Raw genomic sequence first — 18,195 nt, forward strand, 5'->3', positions numbered from 1 at the left:
CGTGACGAGGGGTCGGAATGCCGGGCGGCAGTGCGTTCGGCGCCCTGCGGGGAGCGCCCCGGCACACACCCGGCCCCGGCCTCCGCACCCGGCCCGAGGCTCGGCGGGGTTCCCTGCCTGTTCCTCGCCGGAAGCTCCTGGGAGACGCCACCCGGCGCATTCGGCCCGTGGCAGTCTCGGGCCCAGGGCTCGGCAGGGCGGGGACGGGTGTGTGTCGGGGTGGTCCCCGCAGGGCGCCGAAGGCACCGCGGCCGCAGCCTCCGACACCTCGTCAGGTTCGGCGTCCGAGGAGACGCCCCGGCGCACACGGCTCGGCCCCGCCCCGGTGGTGTCAGGGGCGGGGGGGTTTCGTCCAGGGCCAGCGGATCTTGGGCTTTGTGCCCGAGGGGCGGAAGTCGTACTTCCAGCCCTTCTGCAGGCCCAGCCGCTTGGAGTACCCCGCCGGGACGCGTTCGTACAGCAGTACCGTCGGCGGCCCGCCGTCCGGCGTCGGGACGGGGATCTCGTACCACTTCGGGGGGTGTCCGGTCGGGCCGAGGAGGACCGGGAGGACCCGGCCGTCCATCGGGCCGCCCTCGAACGGGGTCGGTTGGCTTCTCACCCCATCAGTGTCACAGCAGGTGGGCGGCCTCGGACACCACCGGGATCACTCGGCGGGCCAGGACCCCGACGGGACCGTCCGCCGATTCCAGGGCGAGGGCGGCCCGGGCGGCCGCCGCCGTTTCCGGGTCCGTGGCGGCGGTGGCCGTCAGCAGGGCGATGAACTGGTCCAGCAGCCAGTCCCGTAGGCGCTCGACCTCCGGCTGCTTGCCCTCGTCGATCCAGATGAGGGAGGCCGCCTCGACCGCGGTGATCCACGTACGGACCATCATGCGCAGCCGGGGGCCCGGGGCCGGGACGTCCAGGTGGAGGAGGATCTGTTCGGCGGCGGCCCGGCGGATGCCGTCCACGGTCGCCGTCGTGCGGGAGGTCTCCACGACGCTGCCGCCCTGGAGGAGGGCCGAGAAGCCGGCGTCGTGTTCGTCGACGAAGGCGAGGTAGCGGTCCAGGGCCCGGGACAGGCGCCGGGTCAGGGGCCCCTGCTGGGGTTCGGCGAAGCACTGTTCGAGGAGGTCCGCCGCCGAGCGCAGGGCGGCCTCGTAGAGCTGCTGCTTGCCGCCCGGGAAGTAGCGGTAGACGAGCGGGCGCGAGACCCCGGCGGCCTCGGCGACGTCGTCCAGCGAGACCTCCTCCGGGGCCCGGTGCGCGAACAGCGAGAGGGCGGCGTCGAGGAGTTGGGCCCGCCGCTCCTCGACGCTGAGCCTGCGGTACGCGCGTACGGTCATGTCCGCAGGGTAGCCCGGCCGCTGTCGGGCGAGTGGGTGTCCTGCCGATCGGGCCCCTGCGGACACCCCCTAGGCCAGCAGCCCCGAGCTCTGCCACAGCCTCCGGCCGACTCCGCGCAGGACGCCGATGTCGTCGAGGAAGTCGGTGAGCCGCTTGGCGCCGGTCTGCATGACCTCGCGGCGGTGGCCGCTCGCCTTCACCTGGGCGACGGCCTCGCGGCGGTCCAGGCCGATGTTGTCGTAGACGGCCGGGTTCACGAAGGCGAGCGAGAAGACCCGTGCGGCCTCGCCGCAGCTGATCCGGGTGAGCTCCTGTTCCCAGCGCGGTGCCGTCACCATCTGGCGGCGCAGTTCCTCGCGGGCGTACCGGACGTGCCGGGCCTCCTCGATGACGTGGATCCGGGTGACGCCGCGGACCAGCGGCTGGATGCGCTCGTCCGGGAAGGTCAGGCGCTGCATCCAGTCGAGGATCTCCTCGCCGAGGAGGGTGCAGGCGAAGGAGCCGGGGGTGGTGGAGACGGTCTTGAGGATCCGCGCGAGGTTGTGGTTGAGGCGGGAGACGGGGTACTCGGGGCTGCCGCTCTTCTGGATCATGCGGGCGAACATCATCGAGTGGCGGCACTCGTCGGCGATCTCGGTGAGGGCGTAGCGCACGTGCTTGCTGGTCAGCGACTTGTCGTAGATGTGCCGGACCATGAGCTGCATGAGGATGATCTCGAACCAGATGCCGAGCGAGCCGAGTGCGGCCGCCTCGTGGCGGGAGAGGTCGATGCGCTGCTCCTCCCCCATCTTCTTCCACAGCGGGGTGTCGTAGAGGGAGAGCAGTTCCGGCGGCCAGTAGTACTTGCCCTCGATCGCCGGGGAGTCCCAGTCGAGTTCCTTGTCGGGGTCGAAGGAGTGCTTGGCCGAGGATTCGAGCAGTCGCTCGGCTATCTGCTCGCGGTCCTTGAGCAGGCCGAGGGCGTCCCTGAGCGCGGCTCGTTCGGTCACGGTCGTCATGGGTTCGGACACCTCGTCGTCGAGTTACCGGCGGTCACTTCTTATGAGACTGCCTGTCAGCAAGGTCGTCAATCCCTCGCGCACGACTTGTTGACCCCGCGTCTACCAACGTGTGACGCTGCCAACTGTCCGGTCCCACACGGCAGTACGTGCGACGAGGGGGCGTCAGTGTCGACGCATGAGCTCTACACCGCGAACCCGGGCGAGACGGTCTGGCAGGTCCCGGCCACCGGCTCCGCCCGCTTCAACTGGGAGTACGCCGACGGCCGCAAGCGGCTCCTGGCCCTCTACCAGAAGGGCAAGGACAAGCAGTGGGACGGCAGCAAGCGCATCGACTGGGACATCGAGGTGGATCCGTACGATCCGCTGGGCACCCCCGAAGAGGCGCTGCCGCTGTACGAGACGCGGTACTGGGCCAAGCTCACCGCGAAGGACCGGGGCGAGCTGCGCCGGCACTACGCCTCCTGGAACTTCAGCCAGTTCCTGCACGGTGAGCAGGGCGCGATGGTGTGCGCGGCGCGCATCGTCGAGTCGGTGCCGGATCTGGACGCGAAGTTCTACTCCGCCACGCAGACCATGGACGAGGCCCGGCACGCCGAGATCTTCGGGCGCTTCCTGCACGAGAAGGTCGGGATGCTGTACCCGATCAACGACAGCCTCCAGGGGCTGCTGGGCGACACCCTGCGCGACTCCCGCTGGGACATGCCCTACCTCGGCATGCAGGTGCTCATCGAGGGGCTGGCGCTGGCCGCCTTCGGCATGATCCGCGACACGACCACCAAGCCGCTGCCCAAGCAGCTCCTGGCCTACGTGATGCAGGACGAGGCCCGGCACGTGGCCTTCGGGCGCATGGCGCTGCGCGACTACTACAAGCAGCTCACCGACGCCGAGCTGCGCGAGCGCGAGGAGTTCGTAATCGAGGGCTGCTACCTGATGCGGGACCGGCTGCGCGGGGTGGAGGTGCTGGAGAACTTCGGTGTCCCGCGCAAGGAGGCGGAGGAGTTCAGCGAGCAGTCGGAGTTCCTGCACCTTTTCCGGAAGCTGCTGTTCAGCCGGATCGTGCCGTGCGTGAAGGACATCGGGCTGTGGGGCGAGCGGCTGCAGCGGGCCTACCTGGACATGGGCGTCTTCGATCTGGGCGACTCCAACCTGGACCTGCTGATGAGCCAGGACGAGGAGATCGCCGAGGCGCTCGACCGCGAGCGGTTCGCGGCCGAGGAGTCGGCGCGGGTGGAGGAGGTCGAGGCCGCCATGGCCGACGGATCGGCCGGTGCGGGCGCAGCGTGACCGGCGGTCCGCACCGGTCCGGGGCCACGGCGGGGGCCGGACCGGCTCGCGCGGGCGCCCGTACCCGCACCCGCGGCGACGGCCCCGGCGTCAGCCGGCCAGCGCCGCCTCCATCACCGCCCGCGCGATCGGCGCCGCCGCCCCGTTGCCGCTGATGTCGCCCCGGTCGGCCGACGCGTCCTCGACCACCACCGCGACCGCCACCTGCGGCAGCGCCGTGCCCTCGGCCCTGGCCCAGGCGATGAACCAGGCGTACGGGGTCCCCGCGTTGCCGACCCCGTGCTGGGCGGTGCCCGTCTTGCCGCCGACCACCGCGCCCGGGATCGCGGCGTTGCGGCCCGTACCGTTCTCCACCACCTTGACCATCAGCTCCTGCAGCCGCAGGGCAGTGGCCGGGTTCATCGCCCGGCCGAGGCTGCGCCGGTCGCCGCGCCGCACCTGGGAGCCGTCGTTCTGCGTCGTCCGTTCCACCAGGTAGGGGTACGTGAGCTCGCCGCCGTTGGCGACCGCCGCCGCCACCATCGCCATCTGCAGCGGGGTGGCCTTCGTGTTGAACTGTCCGATCGAGGACAGGGCCAGCTGGTCCCGGCTCATGTCGGAATCGAAGTTCGACCGGGACACCCACGAGGGCACCCGCAGCCCCTCGCCGTTGAACCCGAAGCGCTGCGAGGCCTCCACCATCCGGCGCAGCCCGACCTGCACCCCGATCTTGGCCATCACCGTGTTGCAGGACCACTGCACCGCGTCCGCCATCGAGGCGTCCTCGCAGCCCGTGCCCGCGTTCGGCAGCAGGGTGCTGGTCCCGGGCAGCGGGTAGGGGTCGGGGGTCCGGGTCGGCGCGTCCACATCGGTGACCACCCCCGCGTCGAGGGCGGCCGCCGCCGTCACGATCTTGAAGGTGGAGCCGGGCGGGTACGTCTCGCGCAGCGCCCGGTTGAGCATCGGCCGGGCGGGGTCCGCGTTCAGCGCCGTCCACGCCTCCTTGACCTTCGTCCCCGTACCGGAGAGCACGGAGGGGTCGTACGAGGGGCTGCTGACCAGCGCGAGGATCTTCCCGGTGGCCGGCTCCACGGCGGCCACCGCCCCGCGCTTGCCCGCGAGCCCGGTGTACGCGGCCAGCTGCATGCCGGAGCGGACGGTGGTGGCGGCGTTCCCGCCGGCCGGGCGGCCGCGGGCCAGTTCGTACCAGAGCGGGAAGGCCGAGAGCCCCGGGTCGGTGCCCGACAGGATCGCGTCCTCGGCGCGCTCCACGAAGCTGGTCCCGTAGGTCTGGGAGGAGAAGCCGGTGACGGGCGCGTAGAGCGGGCCGTTCGCGTAGGTGCGCTCGTAGCGCAGCAGTTGGCCGCTGTCGCGGGAGCCGGTGACGGGGCGCCCGTCGACCAGGATGTCGCCCCGGGGTTCGGCGTAGCGCGCGATGGCGGGGCGTTTGTTGGCCGGGTTCGCGCCGTAGGCGGCGGACTCCCAGACCTGGACGCGGGCGATGTTGACCAGCAGGGCGACGAGCAGGAGGGCGCAGAAGTACGCGCACCAGCGGATGTAGCGGATCACTCGGCCGGCTCCTCTGCGGGGCGGGGTCTGCGGGCGCTGTCGCTGAGCCGGACCAGCAGGGCGACGATGATCCAGTTGGTGACGACGGAGGAGCCGCCCTGGGCCAGGAAGGGCATGGCCATGCCGGTGAGCGGGATCAGGCCGGTGACCCCGCCCGCGATGACGAACACCTGGAGCGCGACGATCGAGGCGAGCCCGGTGGCGAGCAGCCGTCCGAAGGGGTCGCGCACGGCGAGCCCGGCGCGGAAGCCGCGGGCGACGAGGAGCCCGTAGAGGAGCAGGATCGCGGCCAGGCCGACGAGGCCGAGCTCCTCGCCGGCCGTGGCGAGGATGAAGTCCGACTTGGCGGCGAAGCCGATGAGGAAGGACTGGCCGTGGCCGAGGCCGGCGCCGAGGAGGCCGCCGGCGCCGAAGGCGAAGAGGGACTGGGCGAGCTGGCCGGGGCCCTCGCCGCGCTCGATGGAGGCGAAAGGGTGCAGCCAGTCGTCGACCCGGCTGTGCACGTGCGGTTCGAAGGTCCCGACGGCGTAGGCGCCGAGGGCGGCCAGCAGCAGCCCGATCGCGATCCAGCCGATCCGCCCGGTGGCGGTGAACAGCATGATCACGAACAGTCCGAAGAACAGCAGTGAGGTGCCCAGATCCCGCTCCAGGACCAGCACGCCGACGCTGAGCAGCCAGATCGCGAGGATCGGGCCGAGGACGCGGCCGGGGAGGAGCCGGAGCTTCCAGAAGAGCCGGCGTCCGGTGAGGGCGAGCGCCGTGCGGTTCGCGGCGAGGTAGGCGGCGAAGAAGACCGCGAGCAGGATCTTGGCGAACTCCCCCGGCTGGAAGGAGAGCCCGGCGAACCGGATCCAGATGTGCGCGCCGTTGACCGCCGGGAAGAAGACGGGGATCAGCATCAGTACGAGGGCCACCGCGACGGAGAGGTACGCGTAGCGCTGGAGCACCCGGTGGTCGCGCAGCACCGTGACGACGAGGACGAACAGGGCCACGCCGAGGGCGGACCACAGGAGTTGGTCCCCGGCGGTGAGGTGGCCGGGGGTGGTCAGGTCGAGCCGCTGGATGAGGACGAGACCGAGGCCGTTGAGCAGGACGGCGATCGGGAGCAGGAGGGGGTCGGCGTACGGGGCCCGGAGCCGGACGGCGAGGTGTGCGAGCAGGGCGGCCGCGCAGAGGCCGGCGGCGTAGCGGGCGGCGTGGCCGGGGGTGCGGCCGGTGGTCGCGAGGCCGACGTAGAGGTGGCCGAGGACGGAGATCAGGACGGCTCCGGCGAGGAGCGTCAGCTCGACGCCGCGCCGTTTGGGGGCGCCGGCGCCGGGGGGTGGGGGCGGGGCGGGCTCCGCCACCTTTTCCGTCAGAGCGCTCATGCACCGAAACGTAGCAAGCAGACGGATGATATGTCCGCTTATGCCATAGTGTGCCGAAGAGTCGTCACAAACGGTCGGAAGTGAGGAGCCGAGGCGTATGGGACCTGTGGAATTCATCGTCCTCGCGTTCCCGGAGGAGCAGCTGCGGGCCCCGGCGGTGGAGGCCGTGATGGGGCTGCGTAAGACCGGGGTGGTCCGGCTGATCGACGGGCTCGTGGCGACGAGAACGGCCTCGGGGGACGTGCTGGCGGCCGAGTTCGACGAGTTCGTGGAGCTGCACGGCCTGCTGACGGGCCGTGACGTGGCCCGGCTGATCGGGCCGGAGGACGTACAGGAGGCGGCGGGACTGCTGGAGCGCGGGAGCTGCGCACTGCTGCTGGTGGTCGAGCACCTGTGGGCCGAGGACGCGGCCGTCGCCGTACGGGCGGCGGGCGGCCGGATCGTGGGCTCGGTCCGGATCCCGCCGGACCGGGTCCCGGCGGACCCGCGTGCGGGGGTGGCCTGATGTTCATCCGCCCGATGGGGGCGTCCGTGCACGCCGCGAACCGTCCGGCCGGGCACCCGCTGCTACGGGGCCTGCTGGCGCGGGCGGCCGGTACGGCGGAACACACGGCGGGGGCGATGGACCCGGCCGCACCGCTGCCCGGGGCACAGCCGGAAGCCCCGGGGGCGGCCGGGCCGGGGCCCGCCGAACCGGAGCCGGTGGCCGCGATCCCTGCGGCCGCGACGCCGCCGGCCGAGCCGGCCCCCTCGGCCGGCCTGGTCGCGGAGCTCACCCAACTGGCCGTCCTGGCCCGCGAGGGCCTGCTGACCCCGCAGGAGTTCACGGCGGCCAAGGCCCGTCTCCTCCGCGGCTGACGCCGGCGCGGACGGGGGGTGGACAGCCCCGTCCCCGCTCCGGATGAACAGCTTCCCTGCGGACGGCGGCGCGCCGTGGGGACCGACCGCCCGGGCCCGAAGCGGATCCGAGACCTTCAGGGACGAGGACGTGGCCTACGCCAACGCGATCTGGCAGGCCGGCGGCCAGGCCGAGCTGCACGTATGGCCCGGCGCCTGCCACGGCTTCGACAGCTTCGCCCCCGGGGCCGCTCTCAGCCGCGACGCCCGCAACGCCCGTTCCCGCCGGCTCCGGCGCATCCTCACCCGGCCCGCCGGCGGGGAGACGTAGGTCACATGCGCGCATGTCACAGGGGGCCGGGCCACCTCGTCCCATGGGTGTAGCCGACGACGACCACCGAGGAGCACCCCATGGACGCGCGACTGAACCTCTTCGCCAGCCCGACCACCGGCAAGGCCTTCAAGCACCTCATCTCGGCAGGCCGGGTGATCAAGGACTCGCCGCTGCCGGCGGCGACGCAGGAGTTGGTGTCGCTGCGCGTGAGCCAGATCAACGGCTGTGCGGTCTGCCTCGACATGCACACCAAGGAGGCCACCGCCGCCGGCGAGACCCCGGTACGGCTGCACCTGGTGGCGGCGTGGCGGGAGGCCACGGTCTTCACCGAGGCCGAGCGGGCCGCCCTGGAGCTGGCGGAGCAGGGGACCCGCACCGCGGACGGGGCCGGCGGGGTGCCGGACGAGGTGTGGGCACGCGCCGCCCTCCACTACGACGAGGAGCAGCTCAACGCCCTGGTGCTGCTGATCTCGCTGATGAACATGGCCAACAGGATCAACCTCATCACCCAGCAGCCGGGCGGCAGTTACGAGCCCGGGCAGTTCCACTGAGCGGCACTGCACCGTCTTGCGTCCGCCCGCCGGAGCTCTGATGATCATCGGAGGCCGCCCGCGCCGCCGCGTGCGGCCGGGCGGGCAACCACGGGGAGGAATGCCGACATGAGCAAGGTCGAGGAGTTCGAGGACCTGCGGTCGCTGCTGTTCTCGATCGCGTACCGGATCCTGGGCAGCGTGAGCGAGGCGGAGGACGCGGTGCAGGAGACCTGGCTGCGCTTCGACGCCTCGGCGACCCGGCCCACGTCGACCAAGGCCTTCCTGTCGACGACGGTGACACGGATCTCGATCGACGTGCTGCGCTCCGCCCGGGTACGGCGGGAGGAGTACGTGGGGCCCTGGTTCCCCGAGCCCCTGCTGAACGATCCCTACCAGGACCCGGCACGGTCGGTGGAGCTCGCCGACTCGGTGTCGATGGCGGCGCTGCTGCTCCTGGAGCGGCTCAGCCCGCTGGAGCGCTCGGTGTTCGTCCTGCGGGACGTCTTCGCCTTCGGCTTCGACGAGGTCGCCGCCGCGGTGGGCCGGTCGGAGGCCGCCTGCCGGCAGCTGCTGGTGCGGGCGCGGCGGCACATGGAGGCGGGGCAGCCGCGGTTCCGGGCGGACCGCCGGGAGCGGCAGGAGCTGGCGACGCGGTTCCTGGACGCGCTGAAGGACGGCGACGTCGGCGGTCTGCAGCAGTTGCTGGCGGCCGACGCCCAGCTGGTCGGGGACGGCGGCGGCAGGGCCCCGCAGCTGGCCAGGGCCGTCACGGGCGCCGGGAACGTGGCACGTCTGCTCGCCTCGGTCTTCCCGTGGCTGCTCCGGATCGGGGTGACGTCCGAGCCGCACGAGGTGAACGGCGGGCCGGGTGCGGTCTTCCGCGACGCGGACGGCAGGGTGTCCCACGTCCTGGCCTTCGAGGTGCGGGACGGCCGGATCGAGACGATCCGCTCGGTGGTCAACCCGGACAAGCTCGGCCACCTCGGCCCCGTCGCCGACGCCTGGGCGCTCGACCGCGAGCTCAGGCTGGCCCGCCGCTCGGGCTGACCCCGGACCCGTCGGGCGGGGGCCCGTCCGGGGCAGGGCCCGTGCCGCAGGCCCGTGCCGCAGGGGCCCGTCCGGCGGGGCCGATGGGCCCCGACCGGGTGACCCTGCCCGACCGGCCGCCCCCGGTGGGCGATTTGTCATACCGGGCGTGGCAGCATCGGCCGCCTCGGAGGTGACCCCATGTCATATCGGCTGTCCCACCGGCCGCTTCGCGCCGCCTGCATCGCCGCAGTACTCCTCGTCGCCGGACCGGTCCCCCGGGCCGGCGCCGAGCCGGGCCTCCCCGAGGGGGAGTCCGTCGGGGTGCTGCTCACCCGCCTGCAGGGCCTGTACCAGAAGGCGGAGGAGGCCACCGAGGCGTACAACGCCACCGAGGTGGCCCTCCGGGCCGGCGAGGCCGAGGATCGGCTGCGCGCCGCCGACCTCGGCAGGGCCCGTACGGCTCTCCACTCCGAGAAGGCGCTGGCCGGGCGCCTCGCCAGGGAGCAGTACCAGGGCAGCCAGGGCCTGTCCCCGTACGCCCGCATGCTGCTCGCCGGGAACCCCCAGGCCGCCCTGGACCAGCGCCGGCTCGCGGCCCGCGAGGGCGCCCGGAGGGCCGCCGCTCTGGGCCGGCTCGCCCGGGGCGAGAAGGAGGCCGACGCGCTCGCCGCCCGGGCCCGCAAGGCCCTGGACGTCCGGCAGACCCTGGCCGCGCGCCAGAAGCTCCAGAAGGACGAGGTCGCGACGCAGCTCAAGGAGGTCGAGCGGGTGCTCGCGGCCCTGACCCCGGATCAGCTCACCCGGCTCGGCGCGCAGGAGGCCGAGAACACCGCCGCCGCGCAGCGGGACCTGGTCGATTCGGGCCGGCTGCCCGCCCGTACGGGCACCCCCACGGCGGCCGGTGGCGCGGCCCTCACCTATGCGGCGGCCCAGATCGGCAAGCCGTACGTCTGGGGCGCCGAGGGGCCGGGATCCTTCGACTGCTCCGGGCTGACCTCACAGGCCTGGGCGCATGCCGGGCGCACCATCCCGCGGACCAGTCAGGAGCAGTGGGCCCGGCTGCCGAAGGTGCCGCTGGACCGGCTGCGGCCGGGGGACCTGGTGGTCTACTTCCCCAAGGCCACCCACGTGGGCCTGTACGTCGGCGACGGCAAGGTGATCCAGGCACCGCGGCCCGGGGCCCGGGTCAAGGTCTCGCCGATCGCCGCGAACCCGCTGCTGGGGGCCGTCCGCCCGGATCCGGACGGCGCCCCGCTCGCCGAGTTCACCCCGCCCGAGCTGCCCGAGGCAGCCCCGGGGGACGACACCGGCTACTCCTCGGAGGAGGCTCCGGCGGCCGGGGAGGCTCCGGCGGCAGAGGCGACCTCGGCCAGGTAGTCCGCCGCGTCCTCGGGGTCGTAGAAGTACGCGTCGAAGTCGGCCGGGTTGTCGAAGCCATTGGCGAATCGATTCGCCACCGGCTGGAGCTGCCCGGCCGCGCCGATCAGGTTCAGTACGTGCTCCGGCGGGACGCCCAGCATCGCGTTCGTCCACTGGGTCACCGGCTTGCCCGTGGTGAACCAGTACTTGTCGAAGGTGGCCTTCATCCACGCCTCGTCGAACGGCTTGTCCCCGTGCATCAGGATCGACGACAGGTACGAGGCCGCGCACTTCGCGGCGGAGTTCGAGCCCTGCCCGGTGATCGGGTCGTTCGCGACGACCACGTCGGCGACACCCAGCACCAGACCGCCGCCCGGAAGGCGCCCGATCGGGTTGCGGACGGTCGGCGCGTAGCGACCGGCGAGCGTGCCGCCCGCGTCGGTCAGCTCGACCTTCCTCGCCCGGGCGTACTCCCAGGGCGTGAACTTCTCCATCAGCTCCAGCGTGAGCGCGAGGTGCTCCGCCGGGTCCTTGACGCCATTGAAGACGTCCAGCGGACCTCCGGGCAGGCCCTCCCAGAACAGGATGTCCGCCCGGCCCGAGGTGGTCAGGGTCGGCATGACGAACAGCTCGCCCACGCCCGGGACCAGGTTGCAGCGGACCGCCTCCGTCTCCGGGTGCTCCGGGCGCGGGCCGAGGCCGTGCACGTAGGAGACGGCGAGCGCGCGCTGCGGGGCGTCGTAGGGGGAACGCGCCGCGTCCCGCCCGAACATCGAGACCAGCTCGCCCTTGCCGGCGGCGACCAGCACCAGGTCGTACGTACGGGAGAAGAAGTCGAGGTCGGCGACGGAGGCCCCGTGGATGACCAGCTGCCCGCCCCGCTGCACGAAGGTGTCGAGCCAGCCGGCCATCTTCACGCGCTGGTCGACGGACTGCGCGTACCCCTTGAGCCGGCCGAGCCAGTCGACCGCGCGGCCGCCGTCGGGGGCGGCGACGGAGACCCCGATGCCCTCGATCCTCGGGGCCTGCCGCTCCCAGAAGTTGAGCTGGAGGTCACGCTCGTGCTGCAGCGCCGTGTCGAACATGCACTGCGTGGACATGACCCGCCCGGTGCGGATCTCGTCCGCCGTCCGGTTGGACATGAGGGTGACCTCGTACCCCTTCGACAGGAGTCCGAGGGCGAGCTGGAGTCCGGACTGACCGGCTCCTACGACAAGTATCTTGCGCATCTCTCACGTTCCCTGTTCGGGGGTGCTCTGTTCCGGGGTGCTGTCGAGGGCGTGGCCCACCAGGGCCAGCAGGGACTCGATCACCGTGTCCCGGCGCCTCGCGTCCATGATCACGACGGGCACGTGGGGCGGGACGCTGAGCGCCTCGCGGACGTCCTCGGGCTCGTACGACTGCGAGCCGTCGAAGTGGTTGACGGCGACGGCGTACGGGAGTCCGCAGCTCTCGAAGTAGTCGAGGGCCGGGAAGCAGTCGCGCAGGCGGCGGGTGTCGGCCAGGACGAGGCCGCCGATGGCACCGCGCACCAGGTCGTCCCACATGAACCAGAACCGCTCCTGACCGGGGGTTCCGTACACGTAGAGGACGAGGTCGTCGTCGAGGGTGATGCGGCCGAAGTCCATCGCGACGGTGGTGGTGTTCTTCTCCGGCGTGCCGGACAGATCGTCGGTCGGGACACTGGCCAGGGTCATCACCGCCTCGGTACGCAGCGGGGTGATCTCGGAGACGGAGGAGACGAAGGTGGTCTTGCCGACGCCGAAGCCGCCCGCGACCAGCACCTTGACGGCGACGGGTGCACGGGAGCGGTCGTACTGCCAGGGCTGGACCGGCTCGTCGTCCGACAGCGGCACGGGCACCGGACGGTCAGAGACGGCGAAGACCACTGAGCACCCTTTCCAGCAGCGCGCGTTCGGGACGGCCGGTGCCGTGGCCCGTTCCGTAGACGCGGACCCTTCCCTGGTCCGCGAGGTCGCTGACCAGGACGCGGACCACGCCGAGCGGGAGCTTCAGCAGCGCGGCTATCTCGGCGATCGTGCGCATGCGGCGGCACGCCTCGACGATGGCGGGCATCTCGGGCATGCGGTCGGGCTTCTGCGGCTCCGACACCTTGGTGTCCAGGGCGGCGACGAACGTCTCGACGAGCAGGACCTGCGTGAAGCGGGTGCGGCCGCCCGTGAGGGAGTACGGGCGGACGCGGGCGGGGCGGCGGTCGGCGCCGCGTATCGGCAGCCGGTCGGAGGCCGTACTCCTCACGGGGTGTTCTCCATCGACTGGCGCAGCTCGCTGCGGACTTCGGGGGTCAGTACGTGGCCGGCCCGGCCCACGAACAGGGCCATGTGGTAGGCGACGACGCTCATGTCGCAGTCGGGGGTGGCGTGCACGCCCAGCAGGGAGCCGTCGCTGATGGCCATGACGAAGACGGAGCCGTGCTCCATCGCCACCATGGTCTGCTTGACCGAGCCGCACTCCATGAGGGCGGCGGCGCCGGTGGTGAGGCTGCCGAGACCGGAGACGATCGTGGCGAGGTCGGCGGACGCGCCGCGCGGGCCCTTGGGCCGGGGCGTGGCCGGCGGCTCGGCCGCGCCGGCTCCCGGGTCGGAGGACAGGAGCAGCAGCCCGTCCGAGGAGACGACGGCGACGGAGTTGACGCCGGGCACCTCCTCGACCAGGTCGGTCAGCAGCCACTGCAGGTTGCGGGCCTGGGTGCTCAGTCCGTACGTACTGGGCGCGGTCATGTGCGTGCCTCCTGTGCGGTGTCCCCCCGGTCGGTCTTGCTCTGGCCCTGCCTCGGCGTCCGTCCCCGGTCGAGCGCTTGGTCGAGCGCTTCGCCGGGCCCCTGCTCCTGCGCGAGTTCGGCGGCGACGACGCGCCGTCCGTCCTGGGCTCCCTGGTAGAAGCCTCCGAGGCGGCGCCGCAACTCCTCGGCGTCGACACGGCGCGGCGGCTCGGGCGGTGCGTCGTCACGGGCCGCGCGCTTGGCGGTGACGGTGCGCGGGGTCCGCTTCGGCAGGCCCTTGTCGGTGACGGCTCCTTCGCCGTCGGCCTGGTCGGCAGGGTGGCTGCCCTGGCGGGGGAGCCAGTTGCCCTCGGCCGGGGCATGGCTGTGCGGCTCCGCCTCCGGTTCGTCTTCCCGTACGTCGGCCACGGGTGCGGCGTCGTGCGCCGCGGCCGGGATCCCCTCGGCAGGGTCCGACACCCCGAGGGCGGCCGGCTCTGTGTCGGGGACGACCCGAGCGAGCAGCTGTTCCTCAGGAGTCGGCCCGTCCCCGGCGGGGGGCGCGGCGACGAACACCTGGTCGGCGGGCGGGAGTCCGGCGGTGTCGGTCACCGGGTCCCGGCTCGGCTCCGACTCCGGCTCGGCCGGGGCCTCGGTCACGGCGGCGGGGGCCGCGAGCGCCTCGGCCAGGGTGATCGGGACCGCCGCGACGGCGGGCTCCGGCTCGGACCCGGGCTGCGGCTCGGGCTCCACGACGGCGGGCTCCGGCTCCGCGACGGCGGCCTCGGCCTCGGCTTCGGCCTTGGCCTTGGCCTGCACTTCCGGCTCCGCTTCCGCTTCCGGGTCCGCTTCCGCTTCCGGGTCCGCTTGCGGGTCCGGGTCCGCTTGCGGGTCGGGAGCCGCGTGCGCACCCCGCTGGCGCGGCGGCAGCGTGTTCTCGTTCGCCTCCGCTATCACGCCCGGCAGCCGCAGTGCGGGCCCGCCCGGCGTGGCCAGGGCGTGCACCGGCGAGACCACCGGAGTGGTGGGCAGCAGCGCCGCCGGGACGACCACCAGGGCCTCGGTCCCCCCGTGCCGCGGGGCGCGCAGCTCCGCGGTGACGCCGTGCCGGGCCGCGAGCCGTCCGGCCACGTACAGGCCGAGGCCGAGGCCGTGTTCCGCCTCGGGTTCCTCGTCGTAGGCCTCGGGCGTGGACAGCCGGGCGTTCAGCGACTCCAGGCGGTCCCCGGTGACGCCGATGCCCTCGTCCACGACGGACAGCACCACGTCGCCGGAGTCCTGCAGCCAGCCGGACACCTTCACCTTGACCTCCGGCGGCGAGAACGTGGTGGCGTTCTCCAGCAGCTCGGCGAGCACGTGCGAGATGTCGTCGGCCGCGTGCCCCGCGACCTGGGTGTACGAGGGCATCGACGCGAGGTCGACGCGCTCGTAGCGCTCGATCTCGCTGACGGCGGCCCGCATGACGTCGACCAGCGGCACCGGCAGGCCCTGCCCGTGGCCGTGTTCCTGTCCGGCGAGGACCAGCAGGTTCTCGTTGTGGCGGCGCATCACGGTCGCCAGGTGGTCCAGCTTGAAGAGCGTCGCCAGCCGGTCCGGGTCCTGCTCCTTGGACTCCAGCTCCTCGATGACCGCGAGCTGGCGCTCCACCAGGCCGAGGGTCCGCAGCGACAGCGAGACGGAGGTCGTCGACATGACGCGGCGGTGCTCCTCCAGCCCCGCCCGCAGCGTGGACAGTTCCTCCTCCAGCGCTTCCCGGCCGGCGGCGAGCGCCTCGCTGCGGCCGATGATCCGGCGCCGGTCGGCGTCGAGCCCGGCGATCCGGGTGTGCAGGGAGACCGTCTGGTCGCGCACCGCGTTCAGGTGGCGCACGACCTCGGCGAACTCGTCGTTGCGGCCCGTGAAGCGCACCGGTTCCACCGAGCCCTCGGGCGTCGCCAGCCGCTGTGCGCCGCGGCGCAGCACGGACAGCGGCCGGGTGAGCGAGCGCGCCACGGCGGTCGAGACGCCGACGACGACCAGGAACAGCACGCCCATCAGCGCGACCAGGACTTCGAGCCGGGTCACGTCGTCGTCGCGCAGGGCGGCCAGGGCGGAGGCGCGTTCACCCGCGAGGGTGGCCTCCACGGTGCGCATGCGGTCGATGCGGGCGGTCAGTGCGGCGCCGACGGCGGCACCGTCGGTCTTGCGGTCGGCGGTGGCCAGGGTGGGCCGTTCGGCGAGCCGCTTGAGGAAGTCGTCGGCCGCCTTGACCTCGGGGCCGGTGACGGTGGCGGTGAGGGTCTGGCGCACGTCGGGCCGCGCGACCCGCGCGAAGTCGTCGAGGGCGGCCTGCTCCCGTACGCGTGAGCGCTGGGCGGCGGTGGTGAGTTCGTCGACCGCGGCCGAGCCCGGGAGCTGCTCGCCGCGGGGGACGGCCAGCGCGGCGAGCAGCAGTCCGCGGGTGGCCGAGGCCTGTTCCACGGCCTGGCCCAGCGGGGCCAGCGGGCGGGTGGTGGTGAGGGCGGCCCCGGCGCGCGGCGGGGTCAGTTCGACGAGCCGGTCCCCCGGTGCGAGGAGTTCCGTGATGACGCCGCTGTAGGCCTGGTGGACGGCGAGGGGGGTGCCCTTGCCGTCGATGGCCTCGGTACGGACGGACGCGACGCGGGACATCGCCGTGCCGAGGGGCTCGTCGACCACGGTCGCGGCCTCGGCGATCTGCCGGTCGGTGCGCAGGAGGCGCTCCTGGAGGGCTGCCCTGGCCGGGCCGGGGCGGCCCTTGCCCGCGTATTCGACCACGGCGTCGCGCTCGTCGGCGAGGACGTGCGCGAGGGTGAGGATCTGCCCGGTCTGCTCCGCGAGGGTGACCAGCCGCTGGGAGTCGTTCAGCTCCCTCGCGGCGGTGACGACGGCGGGGGCGCCTGCCGCGAGGACGGTGAGTCCTGCGACGGCGACGCCGACGACCAGCCGGCTGCGCACGCGGACGCGGCGTCCTGCGGGGGCCGGGCCGTCGGCGGTGCCGTTCTTCCGAGACCGCTTCTTCTGCACCGGTGCTCGCAATCCTGTACGTGTGCTCTTGCTCGTCTACTCGTGTGGCCGAGGTAACGGCCGGTCAACAAGTAAACGCCCCCTGCCCCCTCGTACCGCCTCAGACCTTTGCAGCGTGTTGGGGAGAGAGCCGCACATCGCCCACCCGGCCACTCGAACGAGTGAACATCACGGATGAGTTGCCGACCAACTCGGGCACCCGGTGTCAGAGCGGCTCCTTGGACAGGCGGTTGAAAGATCGATGCGGGCTTTGGCAGGATGCCCGCCCACATCACCGCACCGCCGCACCGCCGCTGCGGCCCGCGCCGGGGCGGAGGGTGCGCGAGCCCGCCCGGCTCCCGCCCGATTTGGTACAGACCTTGCCGCGTTCGCCCGCCCCGGCGCGGCAGAATGCCGGCATGCGCATCGACCTCGCCTCGGCCCCCGGCCACCAGGAACGCCCCAATGAGGACTGGGTATCGGCCGCGATCCCCGCCTCGGGCGGCGGCGTCCTGGTGGTCCTGGACGGAGTCACCCCGCCGGCCGGCGATGTCGGATGCGTGCACGGCGTGCCCTGGTTCACGGCCCGGCTCGGCGGCCGATTGACCGAACTGTCCGGATCGCTCCGGGACATGCCGCTCGATCTGGTTCTGGCCGAGTCCATCCGCGCCACCGCCGAAGCCCACCGGGACACCTGTGACCTTTCTCACGTGCGCACCCCGCAGGCGACGGTCGTCATGGTCCGCTGGGACGCGGAGTACGTGGAGCACCTCGTGCTCTCGGATTCCGTCCTGCTCCTGCAGGCGCCCGGCGGCGAGGTGACGGCGGTGCTCGACGACCGGCTGGACCGCATCCCGCGGGAGGTGCTGCGCTCGGCGGCCCGTGCGGACGCCCTGCGGAACGCGGAGGGCGGCTTCTTCACGGCGGCCGCGGACCCGGCGGTGGCGGCGCGGGCGGTGACCGGGCGCACCCCGCGCGGGCGGGTGCGGGCGGTGGCCGCGCTGACGGACGGGGCGAGCCGGTGGACCGACACGTTCGGGGAGGGCGACTGGGCCCAGTGCCTGACGGTGCTGCGGAAGGAGGGTGCGCAGGGGCTGATCGGCCGGGTGCGCGCCATCGAGTCCGATCCCGCCCGCCCGCCGGCCCGGAACAAGCGGCACGACGACGCGTCCGCGGTCTACGCGGAGCTCTGAGCGGCTCCGGCCGCCGGTGCCGCGCCAAGCGCCGCCGCCACCGCCACCGCTGCCGCTGCCGCTGCCGCTACTCGCCGCCCGCGTTCAACTGGTTCAGCAGCCGGGCCAGTTCCGCCACTTCGCCGCGGTCCCAGTCTGCAAGCTTGCGCATGTACTGCTCGCGCCGTGCTCCCCGTACCCGCAGGAACCGCTCCCGCCCCTCCTCGGTGAGGCCGACCAGGGAGGCCCGGCCGTCGGCGGGGTCCGGTTCGCGGGCCACCAGGCCCAGGACCTCCAGGGCCCGCAGCTGCCGGCTCATCGTGGCCTTGCCGACCCCGAAGTAGGCGGCGAGTTCGGTGGCCCGCTGCCGGCCGGCCGCCTCCAGCCTTACGAGGAGCCCGTACGCGGCCGGTTCCAGCTCGGGGTGGAGCTCGCGGGCCATCTCGCCGGAGGAGGCGCGGGCCCGCCGGAGGAAGACGGACAGCTCCCGCTCCAGGGCAAGGAACTCCTGGTCTTCGCTCCCGTGCACGGTCCTGCTCCTTCGATGGTGTGTGGCACCCCGGTGGGTGAGGGGGCCAGTATTTCGCAGCGGACGTGCCGGCGGCCCGGTACCCCGCCGGAGCGGGGGGACGGGCGCGGGGGGGGGGTGACGGGCGGCCGGGGGGTCAAGGCCACCGCCC

At 73.2% G+C, this 18,195-nt stretch carries 18 protein-coding genes and 1 pseudogene; 8 read left to right on the plus strand and 11 right to left on the minus strand.

Features of this window, described 5'->3' with window-relative positions; all coding sequences use genetic code 11:
* Positions 1 to 331: 331 nt before the first annotated feature.
* From ACWGE1_RS31900 to ACWGE1_RS31910, 3 genes are all read right to left on the minus strand, one after another.
* Entirely contained in the window at positions 332 to 601 is a 270-nt protein-coding gene (locus ACWGE1_RS31900; RefSeq protein WP_453423932.1) for a hypothetical protein, read from the minus strand.
* A gap of 10 nt (positions 602 to 611) precedes the next feature.
* Positions 612 to 1,325, minus strand: a complete 714-nt coding sequence (locus tag ACWGE1_RS31905; RefSeq protein WP_453423933.1) for a TetR/AcrR family transcriptional regulator — start codon at positions 1,323 to 1,325, stop codon at positions 612 to 614.
* A gap of 69 nt (positions 1,326 to 1,394) precedes the next feature.
* The gene (locus ACWGE1_RS31910) at positions 1,395 to 2,324 is read right to left on the minus strand and encodes an AurF N-oxygenase family protein (RefSeq protein ID WP_453423934.1); all 930 of its coding nucleotides are present in this window, start codon (positions 2,322 to 2,324) and stop codon (positions 1,395 to 1,397) included.
* A 168-nt stretch (positions 2,325 to 2,492) separates the two neighbouring features.
* Here ACWGE1_RS31910 and ACWGE1_RS31915 point away from each other — a divergent pair, with 168 nt between their 5' ends.
* Positions 2,493 to 3,611, plus strand: coding sequence for a ferritin-like domain-containing protein (locus ACWGE1_RS31915; protein ID WP_453423935.1), 1,119 nt, complete (start codon positions 2,493 to 2,495; stop codon positions 3,609 to 3,611).
* Between the two features lie 90 nt (positions 3,612 to 3,701).
* Here ACWGE1_RS31915 and ACWGE1_RS31920 read toward each other — a convergent pair whose 3' ends face one another.
* Entirely contained in the window at positions 3,702 to 5,159 is a 1,458-nt protein-coding gene (locus tag ACWGE1_RS31920) for a penicillin-binding transpeptidase domain-containing protein (RefSeq protein WP_453423936.1), read from the minus strand.
* The gene (locus ACWGE1_RS31925; RefSeq protein WP_453423937.1) at positions 5,156 to 6,526 is read right to left on the minus strand and encodes an FtsW/RodA/SpoVE family cell cycle protein; all 1,371 of its coding nucleotides are present in this window, start codon (positions 6,524 to 6,526) and stop codon (positions 5,156 to 5,158) included. The genes ACWGE1_RS31920 and ACWGE1_RS31925 overlap by 4 nt, the downstream gene beginning before the upstream one ends.
* Positions 6,527 to 6,623: 97 nt before the next feature.
* Here ACWGE1_RS31925 and ACWGE1_RS31930 point away from each other — a divergent pair, with 97 nt between their 5' ends.
* The 6 genes and pseudogenes from ACWGE1_RS31930 to ACWGE1_RS31955 all read left to right on the plus strand — a co-directional run bounded on the left by ACWGE1_RS31930 (position 6,624) and on the right by ACWGE1_RS31955 (position 10,636).
* Positions 6,624 to 7,031: a DUF6325 family protein gene (locus ACWGE1_RS31930; protein ID WP_453423938.1), complete on the plus strand. Its 408-nt coding sequence runs from the start codon at positions 6,624 to 6,626 to the stop codon at positions 7,029 to 7,031.
* Positions 7,031 to 7,384, plus strand: a complete 354-nt coding sequence (locus ACWGE1_RS31935; protein ID WP_453423939.1) for a hypothetical protein — start codon at positions 7,031 to 7,033, stop codon at positions 7,382 to 7,384. The genes ACWGE1_RS31930 and ACWGE1_RS31935 overlap by 1 nt, the downstream gene beginning before the upstream one ends.
* A 106-nt stretch (positions 7,385 to 7,490) precedes the next feature.
* A pseudogene (locus ACWGE1_RS31940) lies at positions 7,491 to 7,694 on the plus strand (alpha/beta hydrolase); the annotation flags it as partial.
* A gap of 80 nt (positions 7,695 to 7,774) precedes the next feature.
* The gene (locus tag ACWGE1_RS31945) at positions 7,775 to 8,248 is read left to right on the plus strand and encodes a carboxymuconolactone decarboxylase family protein (protein ID WP_453423940.1); all 474 of its coding nucleotides are present in this window, start codon (positions 7,775 to 7,777) and stop codon (positions 8,246 to 8,248) included.
* Positions 8,249 to 8,356: 108 nt separating this feature from the next.
* The gene (locus ACWGE1_RS31950; RefSeq protein WP_453423941.1) at positions 8,357 to 9,277 is read left to right on the plus strand and encodes an RNA polymerase sigma-70 factor; all 921 of its coding nucleotides are present in this window, start codon (positions 8,357 to 8,359) and stop codon (positions 9,275 to 9,277) included.
* Positions 9,278 to 9,457: 180 nt separating this feature from the next.
* Positions 9,458 to 10,636 (plus strand): NlpC/P60 family protein, encoded by a 1,179-nt coding sequence (locus ACWGE1_RS31955; protein ID WP_453423942.1) that lies wholly within the window; start codon positions 9,458 to 9,460, stop codon positions 10,634 to 10,636.
* On the opposite strand, the gene ACWGE1_RS31960 is transcribed toward ACWGE1_RS31955, so the two are convergent.
* From ACWGE1_RS31960 to ACWGE1_RS31980, 5 genes are read right to left on the minus strand one after another with little or no spacing between them, the layout of a single operon-like run.
* A complete protein-coding gene (locus tag ACWGE1_RS31960; RefSeq protein ID WP_453423943.1) occupies positions 10,570 to 11,847 on the minus strand; it encodes a styrene monooxygenase/indole monooxygenase family protein in 1,278 nt (425 codons plus the stop codon). The genes ACWGE1_RS31955 and ACWGE1_RS31960 overlap by 67 nt on opposite strands.
* A gap of 3 nt (positions 11,848 to 11,850) precedes the next feature.
* Positions 11,851 to 12,507: a GTP-binding protein gene (locus ACWGE1_RS31965; protein ID WP_453423944.1), complete on the minus strand. Its 657-nt coding sequence runs from the start codon at positions 12,505 to 12,507 to the stop codon at positions 11,851 to 11,853.
* Positions 12,488 to 12,877, minus strand: a complete 390-nt coding sequence (locus ACWGE1_RS31970; protein WP_453423945.1) for a DUF742 domain-containing protein — start codon at positions 12,875 to 12,877, stop codon at positions 12,488 to 12,490. Before ACWGE1_RS31970 ends, ACWGE1_RS31965 begins: the two co-directional genes overlap by 20 nt.
* Positions 12,874 to 13,359: a roadblock/LC7 domain-containing protein gene (locus ACWGE1_RS31975; protein ID WP_453423946.1), complete on the minus strand. Its 486-nt coding sequence runs from the start codon at positions 13,357 to 13,359 to the stop codon at positions 12,874 to 12,876. Before ACWGE1_RS31975 ends, ACWGE1_RS31970 begins: the two co-directional genes overlap by 4 nt.
* A complete protein-coding gene (locus ACWGE1_RS31980; protein ID WP_453423947.1) occupies positions 13,356 to 16,364 on the minus strand; it encodes a nitrate- and nitrite sensing domain-containing protein in 3,009 nt (1,002 codons plus the stop codon). Before ACWGE1_RS31980 ends, ACWGE1_RS31975 begins: the two co-directional genes overlap by 4 nt.
* 398 nt (positions 16,365 to 16,762) lie before the next feature.
* On the opposite strand from ACWGE1_RS31980, the gene ACWGE1_RS31985 reads away from it, so the two are divergent.
* Entirely contained in the window at positions 16,763 to 17,536 is a 774-nt protein-coding gene (locus ACWGE1_RS31985; RefSeq protein WP_453423948.1) for a protein phosphatase 2C domain-containing protein, read from the plus strand.
* A 67-nt stretch (positions 17,537 to 17,603) separates the two neighbouring features.
* Here ACWGE1_RS31985 and ACWGE1_RS31990 read toward each other — a convergent pair whose 3' ends face one another.
* Positions 17,604 to 18,044, minus strand: coding sequence for a MarR family winged helix-turn-helix transcriptional regulator (locus ACWGE1_RS31990; RefSeq protein ID WP_033218751.1), 441 nt, complete (start codon positions 18,042 to 18,044; stop codon positions 17,604 to 17,606).
* Positions 18,045 to 18,195: the final 151 nt, after the last annotated feature.

It is taken from the genome of Streptomyces sp. NPDC054932, assembly GCF_053610205.1.

Bases quoted from the DNA above. Each gene is read 5' to 3' on its own strand.
- ACWGE1_RS31905 (WP_453423933.1), bottom strand. From the start codon at position 1,325: ATGACCGTACGCGCGTACCGCAGGCTCAGCGTCGAGGAGCGGCGGGCC.
- ACWGE1_RS31910 (WP_453423934.1), bottom strand. From the start codon at position 2,324: ATGACGACCGTGACCGAACGAGCCGCGCTCAGGGACGCCCTCGGCCTG.
- ACWGE1_RS31925 (WP_453423937.1), bottom strand. From the start codon at position 6,526: ATGAGCGCTCTGACGGAAAAGGTGGCGGAGCCCGCCCCGCCCCCACCC.
- ACWGE1_RS31930 (WP_453423938.1), top strand. From the start codon at position 6,624: ATGGGACCTGTGGAATTCATCGTCCTCGCGTTCCCGGAGGAGCAGCTG.
- ACWGE1_RS31935 (WP_453423939.1), top strand. From the start codon at position 7,031: ATGTTCATCCGCCCGATGGGGGCGTCCGTGCACGCCGCGAACCGTCCG.
- ACWGE1_RS31945 (WP_453423940.1), top strand. From the start codon at position 7,775: ATGGACGCGCGACTGAACCTCTTCGCCAGCCCGACCACCGGCAAGGCC.
- ACWGE1_RS31950 (WP_453423941.1), top strand. From the start codon at position 8,357: ATGAGCAAGGTCGAGGAGTTCGAGGACCTGCGGTCGCTGCTGTTCTCG.
- ACWGE1_RS31955 (WP_453423942.1), top strand. From the start codon at position 9,458: ATGTCATATCGGCTGTCCCACCGGCCGCTTCGCGCCGCCTGCATCGCC.
- ACWGE1_RS31960 (WP_453423943.1), bottom strand. From the start codon at position 11,847: ATGCGCAAGATACTTGTCGTAGGAGCCGGTCAGTCCGGACTCCAGCTC.
- ACWGE1_RS31975 (WP_453423946.1), bottom strand. From the start codon at position 13,359: ATGACCGCGCCCAGTACGTACGGACTGAGCACCCAGGCCCGCAACCTG.
- ACWGE1_RS31985 (WP_453423948.1), top strand. From the start codon at position 16,763: ATGCGCATCGACCTCGCCTCGGCCCCCGGCCACCAGGAACGCCCCAAT.